This window comes from Ensifer canadensis (assembly GCF_017488845.2).
Lineage (GTDB): Bacteria > Pseudomonadota > Alphaproteobacteria > Rhizobiales > Rhizobiaceae > Ensifer > Ensifer canadensis.
On the sequence record NZ_CP083370.1, the window covers coordinates 2,343,593 to 2,364,210 of the forward strand.

Below are 20,618 nucleotides of genomic sequence, written 5' to 3' on the forward strand. Positions count from 1 at the left end.
CTACCAGAGAAATTTCGGGAGGATGAAATCGGGCGTGGCGCCATGCTCGGCAAAGAGTTTTTGCCGCTCCTTGTCGGAGGCATGCTCCAGTATCCCGGTGGTCACCAGCGCCGACTCAAGGCCGGCACTTGCCGCCCCGGCGATATCGTGTTCGATGCTGTCGCCGATTGCGCAGACGCGCGACGGATCGGGATGACCGAGAAAGTCGAGGGCAAAATCGTAGATGTCGGCGAATGGTTTTCCGATCCAGCGCACCGTGCCGCCGAGTTCCTCGTAAAGCTCCGCAATCCGCCCAGCCCCGAAAGCCATTCCGCTCTTGGTCAGCATCACCTTGTCGGGGTTGGTGCAGAGGCACGGCACGCCGCGCCGTGCCGCAGGCGCCAGCAGCGCCTCATAGTGCGACAGCGGCAGGACATCGCCTTCGCTCGCAGCCAGAAGCACGAAGTCCGCATCCGCGCCATCTTCGGTGCGCTCGAGGTCGAGCCCGGTGAGCGGCGACAGATCGCCGTCGCGGCTGACCAGCAGGCACTTTTTCGGAGGCCCGCTTGCCTGCCCGCCTTCCTTTTTCAGGATCTGCCACGCCACTTCGCCCGAGGTCAGGAACCAGTCCCAGCTGCCGGCGACGAAGCCGAGATCGACGAGACGGCGGTCGTTTTCCGCCGAGCGCTTGCCGGAATTCGAGAGAATGATGATGCGCTTGCCCTGATTCTTCAGCCGCACCAGCGTTTCGGCAGCACCAGGATAGGGCCTGCGGCCGTCGCGCAGCACGCCGAACTGGTCGATCAGAAAGGCGTCATAACGATCGGCGATATCGCCGAGGCCTGAGATGACAGTACTCATAACACACCTGCCTGTCTTGCACCGGCAAGCGCCAGCCGCGCCGTGCCGGCTGCGGCCTCTTCCGAACGTACCGTCAGGAACGGCACGCCGAGCTTGCGCGCGCGGATTGCCGACCACGCCGCATTTCTTGCACCGCCACCGACGGTGCGTATGGAACCGAGCTTGGGTCCGCCGAACGATGTCAGCCTGTGATAAGCAAGGCTTTCGATACCGGCGATGCCTTCGAAGATTGCCTTCAGAAACATCGCGTCATCCTCGGGTCGCGGCGTCAGGCGTGGCTCAAGATTCGGATCGGCGATGGGGAAGCGCTCGCCGGGCTTCGTCAGCGGGTAATAGTCGAGCCCGCTATCGACAGCCGGATCGATGCGGGCGGAAAGCTCATCGATGCGCTCTGCGGAAAAATACTCGGCCAGAACAACGCCTCCCGTATTCGATGCGCCGCCCGCCAGCCACATGTCGCCGATCCGGTGGCTGTAGAGGCCATATTCCGGGGCAAACAGCGCCCGGTCGGAAAGCACCTTCACCGTCAACGTCGTGCCGAGTGCGCTGACGCCATCGCCCGGACGATCGGCACCGGTCGCCAGAAACGAGGCACAGCCATCGGTCGTGCCGGCGACTAAAATGACATCCGGCGTCAGGCCGAAGGCTTCGGCTGCGGCCGCCGATATCGTCGCAACCGGCGCACCGGCCGGCAGCACCTCCGGCAGGAGATCGATGCGCGCGCCAGTTCGTGAGATCCACTCCGGCCAGCACCGCGCCACCGGATCGTAGCCGGTCTTCAAGGCATTGTTCTCGTCGGAAACGTCGTAGAGCCCGGTAAAATGCCCGGCGAGCCAATCGGCCTGATGGATGACACGGAAGACATCCGGCACCGATTGGAACAGCAGCACCTTGGCAAGACCGGAGGTTGCCCCGTGGGCGGCACTTTCCTTCGGTGCATGGGCGGCAATTGCGTCCAGCATCGTCCGGTCGGAAACCGGATCGTTGTACATCATCGGCGTGGCAAGCGGCGCACCGTCGGCGGAAACGGGCAGCATCGTGCCCGAGGTTCCGTCGATGCTGATGGCGCGGATCCGTCGACGATCGACCGCCTCGAGCACCTCGCCAAGCGCCGCCCGCACCGCCTTCCACCAGCCGACCGGATCGCGGTGGTCATCGGAAAAAGCGGCGAGCTTGGCCGCACCAGAGGCGACGATCGTGCCGTCAGGCACCATCGCCACGGAGCGCGCGCCCGACGTGCCGATATCGATGCCGACAACAAGGGCGTTCTGATCTCCACTCATTGCAGCGCCTGCCCTGCCCGGTTGAGCTTCTGGCGATATTTCTCCGCGTCCCAGCCGAGCAGTTCGGCGTTCTCGGCATCGCTCAGATAGCGAAGACGCCCATTTGCGGGAATGCGGGCCGTCACGTCGGCAAGGCAGCGCGCCATGGCGAGCGCGCCTGCGGAAATGGTCTTCTCGACCAGTACCCCCTTGCCGGGAAACAGCAGAAGCGGCGGCAGGGTTTCGCCACGTTCATTCCTGGCGGTCTCGATCGAAACGGCGGTTTCGCCCGGCGCGGCGATGACGGACCCCTTGCCGAGGAAGATGACATGGTCGGGATAGAGGCTGCCGCCGGCAGCAATCCGGCAGCTTTCGAGGTCGGTTGCGACCGCATGCAGTCGTGCGTCGTCGGGCAGGCAATAGCCACTGTCGACCGCAAGGCGGGACAGTGCCGCGAGATCGGCTGATGGCGCCGCCCGTCGCTGCGTCGTCAACCGGCGGGAGACCTCGGTCAGAAGGATTGCCGCATCGGCGACGGTCTCGGCGGCAACTGCAAGGCCGTGATTGCCGAGGATCAGCACCGACGTCTTCTCCTGCAGCCGCTCGGCGATCGCCTTGGCAAGCGGCAGCCCCGGCCGCGCATAGGGTACGAAGACATGCGGGATACCCGTCAGGCGTTCGGCAGCGATGGCCGCACCGATCGTCTGCACGGCGGTCGCGATGGTTTCGACGCAATGGACATGGATCACCACCTTCTGCGGCATCAGCGCATGTACCGTCGTCTCGATCGACGGCCTGAGGCCGGAAGGGTTCATTTCGGAGATGACGAAGTCCTGGGCTTTCTCGGCCGCGGGATCCATGCGATCCAACGCTTCGAGCAATGGGTCGAGCGCCACCGGCACCATGACGTCGCGCTGGCGCGCATGGGCAAGCCAGAGGCCGGAGGCCTTGATCCAGAGCGTGCCGACCTCCTTGATCGACGTGTTTCCGCCCGCCCCCTGCACCAGCAGCGGGTCGGCGCCGACCCGCGCCGAGATATCAAGCAAGGCCTCCAATTCCAGACTGCGCATTCCCACTCTCCTTCAGGCCGCCACTTGCTGGCGTTCCAGCCAGCCGGCGAAAGCCAGCCTCTCGGCCTGTGTCATGTGCAGGCCGTGTTTCGTCCGCCGTTCCAGTAGGTCTTCAGCCGTCGACGCCCATTCGTTGTCGATCAGGAAGCGCGCCTCGCGCTCGCGAAACAGCGGGCTGAAGACAGCGCCGAGGTCTTCGAGCGATTTGGCATTGCCGATCAGATCGTGCGTGCGCGTGCCGTAGAGCCGCGCGTAATGCTTGGCGAGGTCGGCCGTCAGCCAGCGATAGCGCGCCTTGAGATCCCCAAGAAACTGCTCGAAATCGGCATTGGCCATGTCGCCACCCGGCAAATGCGCCTTGGCGGTCCAGGCCGCACCCATCTCAGGGAAGAACGGTTTCAGCCGCTCGAGCGCATGTTCCGACAGCTTGCGGAAGGTGGTGATCTTGCCGCCGAAGACGGAGAGAAGCGGCGCCTGGCCGTTGGCCGCATCGACCTCGAAGATATAGTCGCGCGTCACCGCCGACGGGTTTTCGGCATTGTCGTCATAGAGCGGACGCACGCCGGAGAAGGAGTGGACGATATCGTCTTCGGTCAGTTGCTGCTTGAAGTAGCGGTTCACCGATTTCAAGAGATAGGCGATCTCGTTGCCATCGGCGGATACGTCCTCGGGCCGCCCCTCATAGGGGATATCCGTCGTGCCGATCAGCGCCAGGTCGTTCTGGTAGGGGTTGATGAAGATCACCCGCTTGTCCGGGTTCTGCACCAGATAGGCCTGCCGCCCCTCCCAGAATTTCGGCACGACGATATGGCTGCCCTTGACCAGTCGCACACTGCGGCTGGAATTGAGCCCGGCGATCCGGCCGATGACATCGTTGACCCATGGCCCCGCTGTATTGACCACGCAGCGCGCCTTGACCTCGGATTTCACGCCGGTGCGCAGATCCGTCATCTCCACCTGCCAGAGGCCGTCGACGCGACGAATGGCGCTGCAGGCGGTTCGGGTCAAGACGCGCGCGCCCTTCTTCTGCGCATCGAGTGCATTGAGCACAACGAGCCGGGCGTCATCGACCCAACAGTCGGAATATTCGAAGGCCTTGCGATAGTCCCGCTTGATCGGCGCACCCTCAGGCGCAGTGCTGAGATCAAGGCTGCGGGTGCCTGGCAGACGCTTGCGGCCGCCGAGGTGGTCGTAGAGGAACAGTCCGAGCCGCACGAGCCAGGCGGGCCTGTCGGCCGGATTGTGCGGCAGCACGAACCGCATCGGCCAGATGATGTGCGGCGCGGATGAGAGCAGCACCTCGCGCTCGATCAACGCCTCGCGCACCAGCCGGAACTCGTAATATTCGAGATAGCGCAGCCCGCCATGCACCAGCTTGCCCGAGCGCGAGCTTGTGCCTTGCGCCAGATCGTCCTTCTCGCACAAGAGGACCGAGAGCCCTCGCCCGGCCGCATCGCGCGCGATCCCCGCACCGTTGACGCCGCCGCCGACGACAAAAAGATCATATATTCCGGTCTCGGAACCCACGTTCTTGCCTCCCGTCATCAGCACGGATTGACCGGCGGCAGGCCGGCGATGTAGCGGCGCACCTCTTCGGCAGCCATCTCGGCGGCGTAGGTGACGGTGCGAACAGAAGCGCCGGCGATATGCGGCGTCAGTGTCACGTTCGGAAGCTGGAGCAGTGGCCAGTCCTCCGGCACCGGTTCGACAGAGAAGGTCTCGAGCATGGCCGCCGACAGGTGGCCGCTCACAAGGTTCTCATAGAGCGCGTGGTAGTCGCAGAGCGGCCCGCGCGCCGTGTTGACGAAGATTGCACCGGGTTTCATGTTCGCGAAGGTCTCGGCATTCATCATGTTCCGGGTTTCCTCGGTGACGCGCGGGTGCAGCGTCACAAGGTCGGAGCGCGACAGGAGGTCGTCGAGCGCCACATGCTCGACGCCGGCGTTGAGATCGTCGGCGCTCAGCTGCACATAGGGGTCATGCACCAGAACCTTTGTGCCGAAGGCCCGCAGCAGCCGCACCACCTTGGTGCCGATGTTGCCGTAGCCGATGACGCCGACGGTCATTTCCGAAAGCTCACGGCCGGTGCGGTCGGCGCGGTAGAGGTCGCCGCGCCACTCGCCCTTGCGTAGCGCCTCGTGGCCGGTGCGGATCAACCGCGTCTCGGCGAGGATGGCGCCGAGCGTGAACTCGGCAACGGCGCTGGCATTGCGGCCGGGCGTATTGACGACGCTGATACCGGCGTCGCGTGCCGCCGACATGTCGATATTGACGGGCCCGCCACGCGAGACGGCAACGAGCTTCAGCCCGGGAAGCGACGTCAGCATGCCGCGCGAGAGCGGCGCAAGCTGCGTCACCAGGATTTCCGCGTCGCCGATGAATTCGACGATATCGTCCGCCTTCCCCAGATATTCCTTGAGACCGTCCATGCCTTCGACGGCGTAACCATGCTCCATCGGCACATCCGGCCAGGGCAGCTCGAGGGTGCGGATCTCATGGCCGTCGCCGCTTGCTTCGACGATCTTGTCGCGAAACACGTCCGGCAGCATGAACCGGTCGCCGATGATGGCTATCTTTTTCATTTCAGTTCTTCCTGTTGTGATCCCGAGGCAGCATCCTGGGAAAGTGCGTGCCACACGGGTCGAAGCGCGATGCGCGACTGCTGGTAGGAGGGGAAGAGGCCGTCGTAACGGCGCGCAAGCGCCGCGTCGGCGGGCTCGGCAGCGCGCTGATGCGGCGACACCCAGTCACGCACGCATTCTGCCATCGAGGGGTAGATACCGAGGGAGACGGCCGCGATCATGGCTGCTCCTGCCGCCCCCGCCTCCTCGCGCTCGCTGGTCTGGACACTGGCCCCGAGCGCACCACCAAGAATGCGCCGAAGCGAGGCGCTACGTGCGGCACCGCCGGTCAGCCGGATGCGGCCCGGAAGCGGCCCCATCTCGGCGTAGCAATCGCGCGCGGCCATGGCGAGCCCGTCGAACACCGCCTTCACCATGTCGCCGAAGCCGTGGGTGATCGAAAGCCCGACGAAGGAAGCGCGCGCCGAAGCGTCGACGAAGGGCCCGCGCTCGCCCGCATCCGAAATATAGGGCTGGAACAGGAGCGACGTATCCTTGGCCTCCGCCAACCAGCCGTCGACATGGGACAGAAGCTCGCCCTTGGTCTTTTCGACGCCCATGCCTTTCAAGAGGCCGCCGGCGACCGACAGGATCCAGTCGATGTTGAGCGTTGCCGCCATGTTCGACTGCATCTGCGCATAGGTGTCCGTGATCGGCATGCACATGGTGTAGCCGGTGAGATCACGGTTGAGCCGCACGTCGTCGGCGCTCGTGGCAAGGCGCATGTGCATGCCGGTCGAGCCGATGATCGAGCAGCCGGTGTCGGTGCCTGGATCGTAGAGCCCGGCGCCAAGTGCCGTGCAGACGACATCGACATAGCCGAGCACCACCGGTGTGCCCGTGGGAAGACCGGTGGCGCCGGCTGCCTCCGACGAAAGCAGGTGGTGCGACGTTGCCCCGTCGACGATCTCTGGCAGGAAATGCTTGAGCTTCTGAAGGCCGAGAAAACGGATGACGTCGTCGTTGTAGCTGCGGGTGCGGAAGTTGCCGAAGGTGAAGTTGGCTTCGGAGGGATCCGTGGCACGCATTTGCGTCAGCTTGAAGTAGAGCCAGTCCTTGCAGTGAAACGTGGTTGCAACACCGGACAGCATTTCCGGCGCGTTGTCGCTCATCCAGCGCAGCTGCGCGCCTTGCTGGCACGCGGCAAGCCCGGAGCCGGTGCTGGCGAAACGCTCGACATCGCCGCTGTCGCCACGTAGGCGCTCCACCGTGTCGCCAGCACGCGCGTCGAGCCAGAGCCAGCCTTTACCGATGGGATCGCCCGCTCTGTCGATCATCCAGGTGCCGTCGCCCTGCCCGGTCACCGCGATCGCCGCAACACGGCCAGCGAGGTTCTCGACCCTGGCCGAAAGCTCGGTCAAGGTGGTGACCGTGTCGGTCCAGGTGCGATTGAGGTCCTGCACGCTGCCGGTCCTGCCGACCGCCTCGTACGTGTTCGGCACCGATGCCATGGCAAGCTGCCGCCCACCAAGGTCGAAGGCCACCGACTTGATGACCGACGTTCCCGCATCGATGCCGATGAGGATGTCGCGCATCAGGCAAGCTCCACGCCGTGGCTGATCGCCTTGCCGCTGTCACCGTCGAACACATGCAGGCTCGACGGATCGAGGTGGATGCCGATCGGCTGGCCGACGGCAAGTTCGGTGCGGTCATGCTCGACCAGCACCATGGTGCCGCCGGCAAAGTCTGCCGCGATATGCGTCTGGTCACCGAGCCATTGGTTGACCGCCACACGTCCGGAAACTCCGTCGGCGCTGCGGCGCACCGCATATGGCCGGATCCCGAGCACCACCTTCTGCCGCTTCATCAGCGCGTCGCGCACGGCATGGGAGAAATCCGACGCCGGATATTCCAGCCGCACGCCGTCCCTGAGGCCGAAGGCGACCTTGGCGTCCGAACCGGTGACACTCGCCTCGAACACGTTCATCGGCGGCTCACCGACGAAGGTGCCGGTGAAGAGGTTCGCCGGACGCTCCTTGATCTTCTGCGGCGTATCGAACTGCTGCAGCACGCCGCCTTCCATCACCGCGATGCGATCGGCAAGGGCATTGGCTTCTGTCTGGTCGTGGGTGACGAGGATCGCCGTCAGTCCGCGTTCCTTGATGTAGTGCTTGATGCGGCCGCGCAGCACGGCGCGCAGCTGCGGCTCGAGCTGGCCCATCGGCTCGTCGAGCAGGTGCAGGTTGGCATCACGGATCAGCGCCCGCCCCAGCGAGGCGCGCTGCTGCTGGCCGCCGGAGATCGAGCTCGGATAACGCCCGAGAATATCCTCGATCTCGAGCAGCTTGGCGATACCAGCCACCTTCTCGTCGACGACGCTCTGCGACAGCTTGGACGCCTTGAGCGCAAAGGCGATGTTCTCGCGCACCGTCAGCGGCGGATAGAGCGAATAGCCCTCAAACGCCATGGCGACGTTGCGGCGCACCGGCGCAGACGTCTGGACTTCGCGTCCGCCAAGCGAGATCGTGCCGCGCGACACCGCCTCGAAACCGGCGATCATGCGCAGCGTCGAGGTCTTGCCGCAGCCGGACGAGCCAAGCAGCGCGATGATCTCGCCCTTCCGGACGTCCATGTTGAGCTTCTTGACGGCGTGGACGCCGTAATCGACCGGACCATAGAACTTATCGACGTCCCTGATCAAAAGAGCGGTGTCGTTCATGCCGCTTCTCCATTGCGCTTGGATGCGATGTCGGCGCGCGGCAGAAGCCGGCCGCTCGCCTTGTCGAAGAGGAAGGCGTGGGCACCGTTGACGGCGATATGGGCCGGTCCTGCCACCGGTCCAGGCGTTCCGGCCGGACGCGACACGAGGATTTCACGGCCGCGCGCGGTCATCGCCAGCGTCACGGTCTTCTCGTTGAGCGGCGTTTCCGCCTCCACCGTCACCGGGATGGCGCCCGGCGCCGATGCTTGGACAAAGACGATGCTTTCCGGGCGCAGACCGAGAACACAAGGTTTGCCCGAGACATCGCCGTCATAATCGGCAAGCCGCACCCGGACGTTGGAGAGTTCGACGAAGACACCGTCACCGCTCTTCTGCGGCGCCACGTCCAAAAGATTGATCGTCGGATCGCCGAAGAGCCGCGCGATCTCGATGTCGGCGGGTGCGTTGTAGATTTCCTGCGGCGTACCGATCTGGCGGATGCGCCCCTGCGACATCACCGCGATCCGGTCGCCGAGCGCCATCGCTTCCTTGTAGTCCTGGGTCACGTAGACGACGGTAGCACCTTCTGCTGCCAAAAGGCGCGGCAGTTCCAGCCGCATCTCGAAGCGGAGTTTCGCGTCGACATTGCGCAACGGGTCGTCGAGCAAAAGCAGCGGCGGCGAGCCGACCAGCGCGCGGGCCAATGCCGTGCGTTGCTTCTGGCCGTTGGAAAGCGCCTTCGGGTGATGGCTCAGTACATGGTCGATCTTCAGGAGCTTGGCGACCTTTTGCACGCCCGCGGTGATCGCATCCTTCGACGACCGCGTCGCCGTCAGCGGGCTGGCGATATTGTCGAAGGCGCTCATGTGGGGAAAGAGCGCGAAGTTCTGGAAGGCCATGCCGACACCGCGGTGTTCGGCATCGACATCGGTCATGTCCTCGCCGCCGATCAGCACCCTGCCCTCGTCGGGCTCGATGACGCCGGCGACAAGGCGCAGCAGCACCGTCTTGCCGGCGCCGGACGGGCCGAAGAGCACCAGGCGTTCGCCATTGGCGACATCGAGCGACAGGTCGTCGAGAACCGTCTGGCTCTTGTAGCGCTTGACGATGTTTTTTAGGTGAAGCGTCGTCATGTCTTACCCTTTCACCGCGCCAAGCGACAAACCTTCGACGAGGTAACGCTGGGCGTAGAGTGCGAGCGCGAGCGTCGGCGTGACCGAGAGAACGATGGCCGAGGCTATCTGCCCGTATTGGATGCCTGAGGATGTGACGAAGGCAAGTGCGCCCACGGTCACCGGCTGCTTGTCGGCGGAGGCCAGCACCAGCGCGAAGACGAAATTGTTCCAGGCGAAGATGAAGGCGAGCAGGCCGGCGGCAGCGATACCGGGACCGGCGAGCGGCAGGGCGATCTTGCGGAAGGTCGCAAACCAGGAATGGCCGGCGATGCGGTAGGCATATTCGACGTCGGCCGAGATATCCTCGAAGTAACCACGCACGATCCACAGGATCAGTGGCAGGCAGATCAGCTGGTAGACCCAGATCAGGCCGAAATAGGTGTTGGAAAGGCCGAGCCACTGGAAATATTGGGTCAGCGGCAGCAGCACCAGCAGCGGTGGCGCGAAGCGGAACGACAGCAGCGTGAACGCGATGTCTTCCGAACCCCTGAACTTGTGCCGGGCAAAGGCGTAGGCCGCGGGAACGCCGAGCACCAGCGCCACCGCAACGGAAGCGACCGACAGGAAGATCGAGTTGCCGAGGTTGCGCATGAAGGCGATGTCGAGCGTACCGGCGGCCGTCTGCAACTTGCCGGTGATCAGCGCCGCATAGTTGGATAGTGTCGGCGAGAACACGATCGATGGCGGAATGGTCAGGATCGTCTCGTTCGTCTGGAACGACATCAGGAAGATCCAGAAGATCGGGAACATGAAGAAGACAACGACGAGCGTCAGGGCGACAGCGCGCAGGACCCGTTCGATGGGAGACGTGGTTTCCATGTGAACCTCCTTACGCTTCGCCGCGGGCGCGTTCGCGCAGGCGCAGCCAGTTCTTGATGAAGACGTTGGAGAGCGTGTAGGTGATCGCCCACAGGATGATCAAAAGCGCTGCCGAACGGCCGACATTGGTCGACTGGAAGAAGTTGAGATAGGCCTCGACCTGAAAGACGGTCAGCGTGTTGCCGGGGCCGCCTTGCGTCATCGCATAGATGATGTCGAACTGCTGGATACTGTCGAGCAACCGGAACAGCGTCGCCGTCAGGATATAGGGCGTCAGCATCGGCAGGGTGATGCGGAAAAAGACGAAGCTTCGCGGCACGCCGTCAAGCGCCGCCGCCTCGAAAGGCTGGGTCGGCAGCGACCGAAGGCCGGCCAGAAGCAGGATCATGATGAAGGGCGTATAGACCCAGATATCGACGAGGATGACGGTCAGGAGTGCCGTGTCGGGCGAAGAGGCCCAGCGGAAGTCATGCAGGCCGATCAGGCTTGCGAGGTAGCTGAGGATGCCGAAACTCGGATTGGTCATCAGCTTCCACATCAAAGCGGCGAGCGCCGGCGCAATCATCAGCGGCAACAGCAGCATGATCGAGATGAAGTTGTTGATCGTTGAGCGGCGCTATAGCAACAATGCGATGCCGAGACCGAGCAGCAGTTCCAGCGTCACGGTGATCCCGGCATAGAGCAGCGACACCTTCAGCGTGTTCCAGAAGGCCGGATCGGTGACGAAGTTCAGGTAGTTTTCGCCCCAGTTGAACTGACGCGCCCAGGGCTGGCTCAACCTATAACGCTGGAACGAATAGATAACCGCCGTGAAGAAGGGGATGAGAATGCCGATGCACACGAGCAGCGCCGGCAGGCTCAGCACATAGGGAAGCATCTTCCTGCTGATCCTGAAACCTGACGCCGGTTTGCGGAGTGTTGCTGTTGAAGCCATGTGGAGCTCCGTTCTCTAAAGTCTTGAAGAAAGCACGCGGCACGCGAGGTCGAGCCCCGCGCCAGTCCACCGGCATCTCAGGTTGGTTTGGGCGGCCTTAAGCCGATCTCGCGGGATGCCCGGCGCCGAATGCGCCGGGCATCGCTTGGGAGGCGTATCAGCCGAGACCAGCTTCCTTCAGCTGGCGATCGATGCTTTCGACGAGCTGGTCGAGACCTTCATCGACCGGTACCTGCTTGGCGACCATCTTCTGCAGCGTCGCCGCCCATTCGGTGGTGACGTCGAAGAACAGCGGCTGCGGCGTGAACTTGATCGAGGCGCCGGCGGCCGAAGCGTCGAACATTTCGACATAGCCCGGATACTTGCCGTTCAGCTTCTCGCGGAACATCTCGTCCTTCCAGATCGACTGGCGAACGGGATCGACGAAGTCCATCTTGGTGGCGCCGAACAGCGCGTGCTCCGGACCCGACGCCCACTGCAGGAAGTACCAGGTGGCGTCCTTGTCCTTGGAGAAATTGGACATGGCGAGCGACCAGATCCAGATGTTTGGCGTCGAGGCCGTGGCTTCCGGGTTGGCGGCAAAGGCGGCGTAGCCGAGCTTGCCGGCCATCTTGTTGTCGCCGCCGTTCATGAAGTAACCAAGGCAATCGGCGTCGAAGATCATCGCCGATGCGCCGGCACCGAGATCGGCGCCGACCTGATACCAGGTATAGGTCGACCAGTCCTTCGGGCCGCTTTCCTGGATCATCTGCACGAACTTGGTGTGATAGGCCTTGGACTCGGCCGTATTCATCGCTGCCGACAGCTTACCGTCGGCTGAAACGTTCAAGTCCTTCTGGTTGAAGTTGGCGTAACCGGACAGGAAGCCCGGATGGATCGTCGCCCAGGAGCGCGAACCTCTGACGCCGATGCCGTAGATGCCGCCGATGTCCTTCTGCAGCTTGGCCGCGACCGCGATCATGTCGTCGAGGTTCTTCGGCAGCTCGACGCCGGCCTTGTCGAACATCTCGCGGTTATAGGTGATGTTGTTCTGTTCGAACGCCCACGGAATGCACCATTGCTTGGCGTCTTCCGAACCGAGCGCCCCGCCCGGCTGACCGTTCCAGGCGCAGGAGTTCTTCACGCCGGCGAGGAAATCGTCCCAGTTGTAGTTCGGGTTGGTCTTGGTCGGATCCTTGATCCATTCGTTGAGGTCGGCGATCCAGCCGGCCGGACCATAGGTCCAGGTCATGTAGGCGCCGGTCATGAAGGCGTCGTATTCGGACGAGCCCGACGAAAGCGCTGCCGTCACCTTGTCGAAATAGACGTCCTCCGGGAACACGTCATAGGTGACTTCGATACCGGTCAGATCCTTGAAGGCCTGAAGGTTGGCAATCATCGCGTCAGCATAGGGATGCTTGTTCAGAAGCAGCTTCAACGACTTTCCGGAATGCGCCTTCCAGTCGAAATCGGCGGCCAGCGCCTGGGTCGACATCATGTTGAAGAGCGTGCCGGCCGAACCGGCCGCAATCCCGGCAGCGCCGAGACCCTTGAGCATGCCGCGACGATCTACCTCTCCGCGCAGAAACGCGCTGATGAGGTCTTTCTCCTTCTCGTACATAAGTCTTCTCCTCCGTTGCGGGTATGATTGCATCATGCGATCACCGGCTACCCGGCCGGTATTCCTCCCCCGAGGCGTTAGAGCGACACCTCCTCGCCCTCGCCTCTCGACTTTGTCAGGCACTCCTCATTTTCCGTCGGCGGCCAGCGCCCGAGCGGTCTTTTCGTCGGTGATGAGGCCGCTCAGCAGGCCGCTGCCAAGCACGGCACGAATGGCAGGCGTCTTGATCTTGCCGCCGGCGACGGCCACCGTGCGCCGATCCTTCAGGTCGTCGCGGCTGAGCGTGAAGGTGCGGTTCGACAGCGTCGTCTCGATCGGGCGACCATCCTCGTCGAAGAAGTGGCCAAGCAACTCGCCCTTGCCCCCGCCCCTCTGAATTTCCTCGATCTCGCTCATCTCGATCATTCCGGTCGAAACCAGCGACGCCTCGCGCTCTGCCGTGCCGATGCCAACCAACAAGAGGTCGGCGGTCTTGGCGAGATCGAACACTTCGCGCACGCCGCGCTGGCTGAAGAGCACGTCGCGATCCTCGACGGTGTTGGCGAAGAACGGCACGGGCATGACATAGGCTTCCGCGCCGGTACGCTCGGCCAGCCGGTGGATCACGTCATGCGGGTTTGCCGAGAACTTGCGGGTGAGACCGCCGAGCAGCGAGACGAAACGGGTGTTATTGCTGGTGGTGCGCGGCAGATACTCGACACAAGCAGCAAGCGTGCGGCCATGACCGACGCCGACGAGCGCAGTTTCGCCGCGTTCGATCTCGCGCTTCAGGAACTGCGCGCCAGAAATGCCGAGCGCCTTCAGCGGCAGATCGTCGGCATCGAAGTCGGGAACGACCTCGCAGTAGTCAAGTCCGTAGCGCGCGGAAAGCTTCTGCTCCAGCTCGACGCATTCCGACACTTCGCCATCGATATAGACCTTCACCAGGCCTTCCTGGTTGGCCTTCATGATCAGGCGGTGGGCTTTCAGTGACGTCAGCCCCAGCCGCTTGGCAACCTCGGCCTGGGTCAGACCGCCGGCATAATGCAGCCATGCGGCGCGCGTCGCCATGCTGGTTTCGTCGTCGCGAAGGTTTGCACCACCGATGATCGCCATCGTCTCCACCCAGGTTCGTTATGTTGCAACGCATGATACCTTTTGCATTGCATGATATTTTTATCTCGTTGCTGAAAGAAATTTCATGCCGTGAAAAAAATGTCAAGCAAGTACGTGCGCGGTGCGTTCATGGTTTGTGGATCGCGGCGAATGACGAGGAGAAAGGACTGGCCGACGAGCGTGCAATGGGCCGAGAATCGATGGCGATGGGACTGCTGCCGCTGGCGGGCATAGGGAGGGCCGAGGGCGCATCGAGACGCCTCATCCCTGTGCCTGTCATAGGGATCCAGCCAACCCAAGGCCTTGGGCTGGAAGGTCTTCTGACCTGACAGACGTCAGGTCGCTGGATTCCGGCACAAGGCCGGAATGAGGGAGAATGGGATGCGCCGCACCTCCAACACAGCCATTCTCAGCCGACGCTTCACACTTTGGCAGTTCTCTGGGAACGCCAAGGGTGCAAAAACCTCCTCATCCCTGTGCCTGTCACAGGGATCCAGCCAGCCCAAGGCCTTGGGCTGGAAGGTCTTTTGACCCGACAGACGTCAGGTCGCTGGATTCCGGCACAGGGCCGGAATGAGGGGCGACGGGGATACGCCGCCCGTCAAGCAAGGGCGCGCTCTTAGAATTTCGCCAACACGCCCCCCGAAAGACTGGTGTGGCGCTGAACCCTACTGGCCGAGATTGCGCAGGTAGAGGGAAAGAAGCTGCGTCTGAGAGGAGATGCCGAGCTTACGGTAGACGTTGCGGCGGTGGACCTTGACCGTGCCGGTCGAGATCCCAAGCTTCAGGCCGATCGATTCCGACGAATGACCCTGCAGCACGAGTTCGATGATCGAGGCTTCGCGCTCGGTCAGATTCAGGTGCTGCCAGACGCCGTCCGCGGGAGGGTGCGCCGACTTTCTCCGGCTGCGGCCGGTCTTTGCCAGCGCCGTGTCGAACCGGCGCCCGAGGTCGGCCCAGTGGTGGCGCACAAGGGCGGAGACCAGCGGCTCGACCTTCTTCAGCAACGCGAATTCCGCCGTGCTGAACGGGCCTGTCGCCTCGCGCCGCATCAGCGAAAGCACGACGGTGATCTGCTCGCTGATCGGCACGAAGAAGCCGACCTCCTCCGCCAGTCCCGTCTGCACGTAATAGGTCCGATAGTATTCGCTGGAGAAGAACCGGTCCGGCGCCCGCTCCCGCATGCGCCAGACACCCGGCTTGCCCTCGCAGGCCGCGTGGTAGAACGGATCAAGCAGATAGGGCCCGGCCTGGTAGAGGCTGACGAATAGAACATGGTCCTTGGCATTGAAGGTACTGTAGAGGTCGATCGGCCGTTCCTTGCCGCGATAGGCGAAAACCACGACATAATCGAAGGTCATCAGCGTCGACATCAATTGCCGATAGGCCGCACCCACAGCCTCGTCGTCCATGGTCGCACCGTCGACCATGGGCGCCAAGACCTGAAATAATCCCTCGAGATCGATGCCCAAACCGCTCTCCCGCCGATCCGGCCCTGTTCCGGGGTATACTCCTCCCACAAGCCAATTCGCGTTGAAATACCTCTCTCGGGGTATATACCGGCACCGGGCGCTTTGACTAGGCTGCCTGTCAATGACGGTGGAGCGCGGGGGCATCAGAGCCTTGGCGGTATCCGACAACAACCGCAGGGAACAGACGTGACATCCGCTTCGACGAACGACATCGAATTCCGTTCGGTCGCCAAACGCTATGGCAGCGTGACCGCCGTTTCGGACATCAACTTCGCGGTGCCCCGGGGGGCCTTCATGGCGCTGCTCGGACCTTCCGGCTGCGGCAAGACCACCTGCCTGCGCATGATCGGCGGCTTCGAGCAGCCGAGCGAAGGCACCGTCTATATCAACGGCGAGGCGATGAACGGCGTTGCCGCCTATCGGCGCCCGGTCAACATGGTGTTCCAGCACTATGCGCTGTTCCCGCATCTCGACGTCGAGCAGAACGTCTCCTATGGCCTCAGGCAGATGCGGCCGCGCATCGCCAGTGCCGAGATTTCGCGCCGCGCCCAGGAGGCGCTGGAGATGGTCCGGCTCGGCGGCTTCGGCAAGCGCCGGATCCACGAAATGTCCGGCGGCCAGCAGCAGCGCGTCGCGCTCGCCCGCGCCATCGTCAACAAGCCGAGGGTGCTCCTGCTCGACGAGCCGCTGGCGGCACTCGACAAGAAGCTGCGTACCGCCATGCAGATCGAGCTGCAGACCCTGCAGCGCGAACTCGGCATCACCTTCGTGCTCGTCACCCACGACCAGGAGGAAGCGCTGTCGATGAGCGACTTCGTCTGCGTCATGAATGCCGGCCGCATCGTCCAGGTCGGGCCGCCGCAGGAAATCTACGATCGCCCTGCAAGCCTGTTCGTCGCCGATTTCGTCGGCAAGACCAACCGGATCGCTGCCACCGTCGACAATGGCGGCGCCTCCATCCTGTTTGCCAACGGCACGCGGTTTGCCGCCCCGGCCACCACGACACCGAGCGCCGGTGCTGCCATGGTCGCGTTGCGCCCCGAGGCGATCAGCCTGAAACGCAATGGTGCTGCCGCCACTGCCGCCCTCACCGGCACCGTCACGCACCGCATCTTCCTGGGATCATCGGTCGAATACTCCATCGATGTCGATGGCCTCGGCGATTTCCTCGTCACCGCCGACCGCCGGGCGCTCGGCGACAGCGATCTCGTCGAGCCCGGCGACAAGGTCGGCCTCGCCTTCGATCCGAATGCGCTTCACGTCTTTCCGGCCTGAAATGTGTTTCCGGCCCGACCCGGCCGCCCCCTGAGCCTTGCATGAACGTCAACGATAAAGGGAACAGCGTCATGACCAAATGGTACAGAGAAAATGCCCCGATCACCGCCGAGCAATTGGCCGACGAGCTGATGCGCCTGAAGCGCGGCTCGGTCACCCGCCGCCACTTCCTCGGCGTCACCGGCCTTGGCCTTGCAACGGCGGTTCTGGCGCGCCAGCCGGGCCTCTTCAATTCGACGGCCTTTGCCGGCGATCTCGGCACGCAGATGTCGATCGCCACCTGGCCTAATTATCATGATCCTGCCACCTTCGAGGCGTTCCAGACGGCAACCGGCGTTGCCGTCGAGGTCAACGTCTTCGGCTCGAACGAGGAAATGCTCGCCAAGCTCCAGGCCGGCGGCACCGGCTGGGACCTGTTCGTGCCCACCAACTACACCATCTCCACCTATGTGAAGCTCGGCCTGATCGACGAACTCGATCTCTCCAAGCTGCCGAACTACGACGCCTCGACCGAGACCGCGCGCTTCACCAACGAGGGTGTCGTCGACGGCAAGACCTATGCCGTGCCGAAGAACTGGGGCACCACGGGCATCGCGCTCAACTCCAGCAAGATCAAGACACCGGTGACCAGCTGGAAGGACTTCTTCGAGATCGCCATGACCGAGGCCGACGGCCGCGCCATGGTCCACGACTACCAGCTGACCACCATCGGCAATGCGCTCGTCTCGCTCGGCTATTCCTTCAATTCGACCAAGCCGGAAGAGCTCGCCAAGGCCGAGGAACTGCTGATCAAGGTCAAGCCGCACCTCTACGCCATCAACAGCGACTACCAGCCGTCGATGCGCGCCACCGACGCCTGGATGACGATGTGCTGGACCAATGACGGCGCGCAGCTCAACCGCGACATGCCGGAAATCCAGTTCGTGCTCGGCAAGGACGGCGGCGAAATCTGGTCGGACTTCTACGCCATCCCGAAGAGTGCGGCCAACAAGGCGGCCGGTTATGCGCTGCTCAACTACCTGATGGCACCGGAAAACGCCGTCAAGGAACATATCGCCAATGGCGCGCCGACCACCGACAGCCGCGTGATGAAGCTGCTGCCGGCCGACGTCACCGGCAACAAGATCGTCTATCCCGACGAGGCCTCGCTGACGCCGCTCGAATTCGGCGCCGCGGTAACCTTGACCGATCCGGGCCGCGCCGAGCTGATGGCGCGGTTCAAGTCAGCCTGATTGAAACTTTGACGTGACCGCCCCTCATCCTCGCGGTGAGGGGCCGAAATGCCAATGAAACTTGACGGATCAACTCACATGCCCGCGGCAACGAACACGAAGAGAAACCTGGTGACGGCAGCGCTGGTGGCGCCGGCGGCGGCATGGCTGATGATCTTTCTGGTCCTGCCGTTCATCGCCATGCTGGTCTTCGCCTTCGGCGAGCGCGCGCCCGAAGGCGGCTATCAGGCGGCGTTCACCTTCGCCCAGTTCGCCAGGCTCCCGACCCGGGCGGCCGCCTTCTGGAACACGATGGTGCTGGCGCCGGTCGGTGCGCTGCTCTGCCTGCTGGTCGCCTACCCCGTCGCCTATTATCTCGCCGTCAAGGCGGACCCGCGGTACCGCCTTATCCTCGTGTCGCTGGTGGTCGTACCCTTCTGGACGAGCCTGCTCGTTCGCACCTATGCCTGGATGTATATCCTCGGCTCGCGCGGCATTCCGAACCTGCTGTCGATGATCGGCCTTGAGGATGTGCGCCTGCTCAATACGCCGGGCGCCGTGCTGCTCGGCATCGTCTATGGCTACCTGCCGCTGATGATCATGCCGATCTATGTCAGCCTCGAAAAGCTCGATCGCCGGCTGCTCGAAGCCTCCGCCGATCTCGGCGCGAGACCCGTCTCGACCTTCTTCGGCGTCACCCTGCCGCTGTCACTGCCGGGCGTGATGACGGGCGTGGCGCTCGTCACCATCCTGCTGCTCGGCGAATACCTGATCCCGCAGCTTCTCGGTGGCGGCAAGGTGTTCTTCATCGGCAACGCGCTGGTCGATCTCTTCCTGCAATCTCGAAACTGGCCTTTCGGCTCGGCGATCGCCGTGACGCTGGTGGCCGTGGTCGTGGTCATCCTGATGGTGGCGATGCGCATCGCCTTCAGGGTCGCCGGCACAAGACAGGTGGATCTCGTCTGATGCGCGCCTTCATCTCCTCGGTCTATATCTTCCTCTACGCGCCGATCGCGCTGGTCGTCCTGTTTTCGTTCAATGCCGGCCGCAGCGCCAGCGAGTTCACCGGCTTTTCGACCGCATGGTACGGCAAGGCGCTCGGCAATACCTTCCTGGTCTCGGCGCTGCAGAACAGCCTGATGATCGCCTTTACCAGCGCCACCCTTGCCGCCATCTTCGGCACCATGGCCGCACTCGGCATGGAGCGGCTGGCGCCGCGCAACCGGGCGATCTTCGACGCGCTCTTTGCCGCGGCCATCGTCGTGCCCGGCGTCGTCATCGGCATCGCCACGCTTGTGGCGCTCGTCGCCGTCTTTTCCTTCGTCAATCCGGCGCTATCCGCCATCTGGCCGGGCGACCAGCCGCCACAGCTCGGGCTCGGCTATGGCTCGATCATCGCCGCGCACGGGCTGTTCTCGATGGCGCTCGTTACCATGATCGTGAAAGCTCGCATCGCCAGCCTCGGGCGCGATATCGTCGAGGCATCGAGCGATCTCTATGCGACGCCGCTCACCACCTTCCGCCTGATCGTGCTACCGCAGATCCTGCCGTCGATCCTGGCGGGTTTCCTGCTCGCCTTCACCTTCTCCTTCGACGATTTCATCATCGCCTTCTTCGTCGCCGGTTCGAAGACGACGCTGCCGATCTACGTCTTCGCTTCGATCCGCCGCGGCGTGACGCCGGAAATCAACGCGATCGCGACGCTGGTGCTCGTCGCCTCGCTGCTCCTGATCCTGACCGCCCGCATCCTGATGCGGGACAAAAAACCGAAATCCGGGGAGTGAACAGATGATCCTGAAAGACCGGGTCGCGATCGTGACCGGAGCGGGCTCCGGGATCGGTCAGGCGGGCGCTGCCATCATGGCGCGCGAGGGTGCGCATGTCGTCGTCGTCGACCGCAGCCCCGAGGCCGGCAGCCTGACCGTCGACACCATCCGCGCCATGGGCGGCAAGGCCGAGGCCGTCACCCTCGACGTTACCGACGATGCAGCGCTTGCCGACGGCATCGCCGATATCCTCTATCGCCACGGCCGCATCGATATCCTGCACAATCACGCCGGCGCGCAGGTTGCCGGCGATCTTGAAGAGGTCGAAGTCTCCGGCTTCGACCGCTCGTGGAACCTCAATGTGCGTGCGCATTTCATGGCCGCCCGCCTGGTCATGCCGTCGATGAAGGCCGCCGGCCGCGGCGTCATCGTCAACACCTCGTCATCGTCGGGCGTGCTCTACGACCGCGAGATGATCGCCTACACCACCACCAAGCATGCGGTTATCGCCATGACCAAGCAGATGGCCGGCGACTACGCCCGCCACGGCATCCGCGTCAACGCGCTCTGCCCCGGTTGGGTCGATACGCCCTTCAACGACCCCTTCATCGCCCAGATGGGCGGTCGCGGCGCGATCGAGGCCTACATCCGCGAAAAGGTACCGCTCGGCCGCTGGGCAAGCGTCGACGAAATCGCCGAGTCGATCCTGTTCCTGGTGTCCGACCGATCGTCCTACATGACCGGCCAAATCCTGGTGGTCGATGGCGGCGAGACGGTGGTGTGACGTCCGGACGCTGAGGTACCCACCAGGCCTCGTTGTGAAGGCGCCGCCGCCCC

18 protein-coding genes and 1 pseudogene are annotated in these 20,618 nt (G+C 63.6%); 6 read left to right on the forward strand and 13 right to left on the reverse strand.

From position 1 onward, the window contains the following. The 12 genes and pseudogenes from J3R84_RS11420 to J3R84_RS11475 all read right to left on the reverse strand — a co-directional run bounded on the left by J3R84_RS11420 (position 1) and on the right by J3R84_RS11475 (position 14,057). Positions 1-840 (reverse strand): TIGR01459 family HAD-type hydrolase, encoded by an 840-nt coding sequence (locus tag J3R84_RS11420; RefSeq protein WP_025427781.1) that lies wholly within the window; start codon positions 838-840, stop codon positions 1-3. Next, positions 837-2,123: an FGGY-family carbohydrate kinase gene (locus J3R84_RS11425; RefSeq protein WP_025427782.1), complete on the reverse strand. Its 1,287-nt coding sequence runs from the start codon at positions 2,121-2,123 to the stop codon at positions 837-839. The genes J3R84_RS11420 and J3R84_RS11425 overlap by 4 nt, the downstream gene beginning before the upstream one ends. Next, entirely contained in the window at positions 2,120-3,172 is a 1,053-nt protein-coding gene (locus J3R84_RS11430) for a class II aldolase/adducin family protein (RefSeq protein ID WP_025427783.1), read from the reverse strand. The genes J3R84_RS11425 and J3R84_RS11430 overlap by 4 nt, the downstream gene beginning before the upstream one ends. A 12-nt stretch (positions 3,173-3,184) precedes the next feature. Beyond that, positions 3,185-4,717 (reverse strand): glycerol-3-phosphate dehydrogenase, encoded by a 1,533-nt coding sequence (locus J3R84_RS11435; protein ID WP_038576262.1) that lies wholly within the window; start codon positions 4,715-4,717, stop codon positions 3,185-3,187. Then, a complete protein-coding gene (locus J3R84_RS11440) occupies positions 4,717-5,754 on the reverse strand; it encodes a 2-hydroxyacid dehydrogenase (RefSeq protein WP_025427785.1) in 1,038 nt (345 codons plus the stop codon). The genes J3R84_RS11435 and J3R84_RS11440 overlap by 1 nt, the downstream gene beginning before the upstream one ends. Beyond that, positions 5,751-7,328, reverse strand: a complete 1,578-nt coding sequence (locus tag J3R84_RS11445; RefSeq protein WP_025427786.1) for an FGGY-family carbohydrate kinase — start codon at positions 7,326-7,328, stop codon at positions 5,751-5,753. The genes J3R84_RS11440 and J3R84_RS11445 overlap by 4 nt, the downstream gene beginning before the upstream one ends. Then, the gene (locus J3R84_RS11450; RefSeq protein WP_025427787.1) at positions 7,328-8,452 is read right to left on the reverse strand and encodes an ABC transporter ATP-binding protein; all 1,125 of its coding nucleotides are present in this window, start codon (positions 8,450-8,452) and stop codon (positions 7,328-7,330) included. Before J3R84_RS11450 ends, J3R84_RS11445 begins: the two co-directional genes overlap by 1 nt. Further along, positions 8,449-9,567 (reverse strand): ABC transporter ATP-binding protein, encoded by a 1,119-nt coding sequence (locus J3R84_RS11455; protein WP_057211104.1) that lies wholly within the window; start codon positions 9,565-9,567, stop codon positions 8,449-8,451. Before J3R84_RS11455 ends, J3R84_RS11450 begins: the two co-directional genes overlap by 4 nt. A gap of 3 nt (positions 9,568-9,570) precedes the next feature. Next, positions 9,571-10,428, reverse strand: coding sequence for a carbohydrate ABC transporter permease (locus J3R84_RS11460; protein ID WP_025427789.1), 858 nt, complete (start codon positions 10,426-10,428; stop codon positions 9,571-9,573). 10 nt (positions 10,429-10,438) lie between these two features. Then, a pseudogene (locus tag J3R84_RS11465) lies at positions 10,439-11,362 on the reverse strand (carbohydrate ABC transporter permease). Positions 11,363-11,519: 157 nt separating this feature from the next. Continuing rightward, positions 11,520-12,962, reverse strand: a complete 1,443-nt coding sequence (locus tag J3R84_RS11470) for an extracellular solute-binding protein (RefSeq protein WP_025427791.1) — start codon at positions 12,960-12,962, stop codon at positions 11,520-11,522. 126 nt (positions 12,963-13,088) lie between these two features. Continuing rightward, positions 13,089-14,057 carry a sugar-binding transcriptional regulator gene (locus J3R84_RS11475; RefSeq protein WP_025427792.1) on the reverse strand — a complete coding sequence of 323 codons (969 nt, stop codon included), beginning with the start codon at positions 14,055-14,057 and terminating at the stop codon, positions 13,089-13,091. Positions 14,058-14,089: 32 nt separating this feature from the next. On the opposite strand from J3R84_RS11475, the gene J3R84_RS11480 reads away from it, so the two are divergent. Continuing rightward, on the forward strand, positions 14,090-14,386 hold the full coding sequence (locus J3R84_RS11480) for a hypothetical protein (RefSeq protein ID WP_057211102.1): 297 nt from the start codon (positions 14,090-14,092) through the stop codon (positions 14,384-14,386). Positions 14,387-14,725: 339 nt separating this feature from the next. Here the strand turns inward: J3R84_RS11480 and J3R84_RS11485 are convergent, their stop codons facing one another. Then, on the reverse strand, positions 14,726-15,529 hold the full coding sequence (locus tag J3R84_RS11485) for a helix-turn-helix transcriptional regulator (RefSeq protein ID WP_025427794.1): 804 nt from the start codon (positions 15,527-15,529) through the stop codon (positions 14,726-14,728). A gap of 186 nt (positions 15,530-15,715) precedes the next feature. Between J3R84_RS11485 and J3R84_RS11490 the strand changes: the two genes are divergently transcribed. The 5 genes from J3R84_RS11490 to J3R84_RS11510 all read left to right on the forward strand — a co-directional run bounded on the left by J3R84_RS11490 (position 15,716) and on the right by J3R84_RS11510 (position 20,565). After that, positions 15,716-16,804 carry an ABC transporter ATP-binding protein gene (locus J3R84_RS11490; protein WP_025427795.1) on the forward strand — a complete coding sequence of 363 codons (1,089 nt, stop codon included), beginning with the start codon at positions 15,716-15,718 and terminating at the stop codon, positions 16,802-16,804. A 71-nt stretch (positions 16,805-16,875) separates the two neighbouring features. Further along, a complete protein-coding gene (locus J3R84_RS11495) occupies positions 16,876-18,036 on the forward strand; it encodes a polyamine ABC transporter substrate-binding protein (protein WP_025427796.1) in 1,161 nt (386 codons plus the stop codon). A gap of 78 nt (positions 18,037-18,114) precedes the next feature. After that, entirely contained in the window at positions 18,115-18,981 is an 867-nt protein-coding gene (locus J3R84_RS11500) for an ABC transporter permease (protein WP_025427797.1), read from the forward strand. Next, positions 18,981-19,799, forward strand: coding sequence for an ABC transporter permease (locus J3R84_RS11505; protein ID WP_025427798.1), 819 nt, complete (start codon positions 18,981-18,983; stop codon positions 19,797-19,799). Before J3R84_RS11500 ends, J3R84_RS11505 begins: the two co-directional genes overlap by 1 nt. 4 nt (positions 19,800-19,803) lie before the next feature. Next, positions 19,804-20,565, forward strand: a complete 762-nt coding sequence (locus tag J3R84_RS11510; protein ID WP_025427799.1) for an SDR family NAD(P)-dependent oxidoreductase — start codon at positions 19,804-19,806, stop codon at positions 20,563-20,565. The last annotated feature ends 53 nt before the right edge of the window (positions 20,566-20,618 follow it).

What these genes read in the sequence shown, in the direction of transcription:
- J3R84_RS11420 (WP_025427781.1), bottom strand. Translation starts at nt 840, where the DNA reads ATGAGTACTGTCATCTCAGGCCTCGGCGATATCGCCGATCGTTATGAC.
- J3R84_RS11425 (WP_025427782.1), bottom strand. Translation starts at nt 2,123, where the DNA reads ATGAGTGGAGATCAGAACGCCCTTGTTGTCGGCATCGATATCGGCACG.
- J3R84_RS11430 (WP_025427783.1), bottom strand. Translation starts at nt 3,172, where the DNA reads ATGCGCAGTCTGGAATTGGAGGCCTTGCTTGATATCTCGGCGCGGGTC.
- J3R84_RS11435 (WP_038576262.1), bottom strand. Translation starts at nt 4,717, where the DNA reads ATGACGGGAGGCAAGAACGTGGGTTCCGAGACCGGAATATATGATCTT.
- J3R84_RS11440 (WP_025427785.1), bottom strand. Translation starts at nt 5,754, where the DNA reads ATGAAAAAGATAGCCATCATCGGCGACCGGTTCATGCTGCCGGACGTG.
- J3R84_RS11445 (WP_025427786.1), bottom strand. Translation starts at nt 7,328, where the DNA reads ATGCGCGACATCCTCATCGGCATCGATGCGGGAACGTCGGTCATCAAG.
- J3R84_RS11450 (WP_025427787.1), bottom strand. Translation starts at nt 8,452, where the DNA reads ATGAACGACACCGCTCTTTTGATCAGGGACGTCGATAAGTTCTATGGT.
- J3R84_RS11455 (WP_057211104.1), bottom strand. Translation starts at nt 9,567, where the DNA reads ATGACGACGCTTCACCTAAAAAACATCGTCAAGCGCTACAAGAGCCAG.
- J3R84_RS11460 (WP_025427789.1), bottom strand. Translation starts at nt 10,428, where the DNA reads ATGGAAACCACGTCTCCCATCGAACGGGTCCTGCGCGCTGTCGCCCTG.
- J3R84_RS11470 (WP_025427791.1), bottom strand. Translation starts at nt 12,962, where the DNA reads ATGTACGAGAAGGAGAAAGACCTCATCAGCGCGTTTCTGCGCGGAGAG.
- J3R84_RS11475 (WP_025427792.1), bottom strand. Translation starts at nt 14,057, where the DNA reads ATGGCGATCATCGGTGGTGCAAACCTTCGCGACGACGAAACCAGCATG.
- J3R84_RS11480 (WP_057211102.1), top strand. Translation starts at nt 14,090, where the DNA reads ATGATACCTTTTGCATTGCATGATATTTTTATCTCGTTGCTGAAAGAA.
- J3R84_RS11495 (WP_025427796.1), top strand. Translation starts at nt 16,876, where the DNA reads ATGACCAAATGGTACAGAGAAAATGCCCCGATCACCGCCGAGCAATTG.
- J3R84_RS11500 (WP_025427797.1), top strand. Translation starts at nt 18,115, where the DNA reads ATGCCCGCGGCAACGAACACGAAGAGAAACCTGGTGACGGCAGCGCTG.
- J3R84_RS11505 (WP_025427798.1), top strand. Translation starts at nt 18,981, where the DNA reads ATGCGCGCCTTCATCTCCTCGGTCTATATCTTCCTCTACGCGCCGATC.
- J3R84_RS11510 (WP_025427799.1), top strand. Translation starts at nt 19,804, where the DNA reads ATGATCCTGAAAGACCGGGTCGCGATCGTGACCGGAGCGGGCTCCGGG.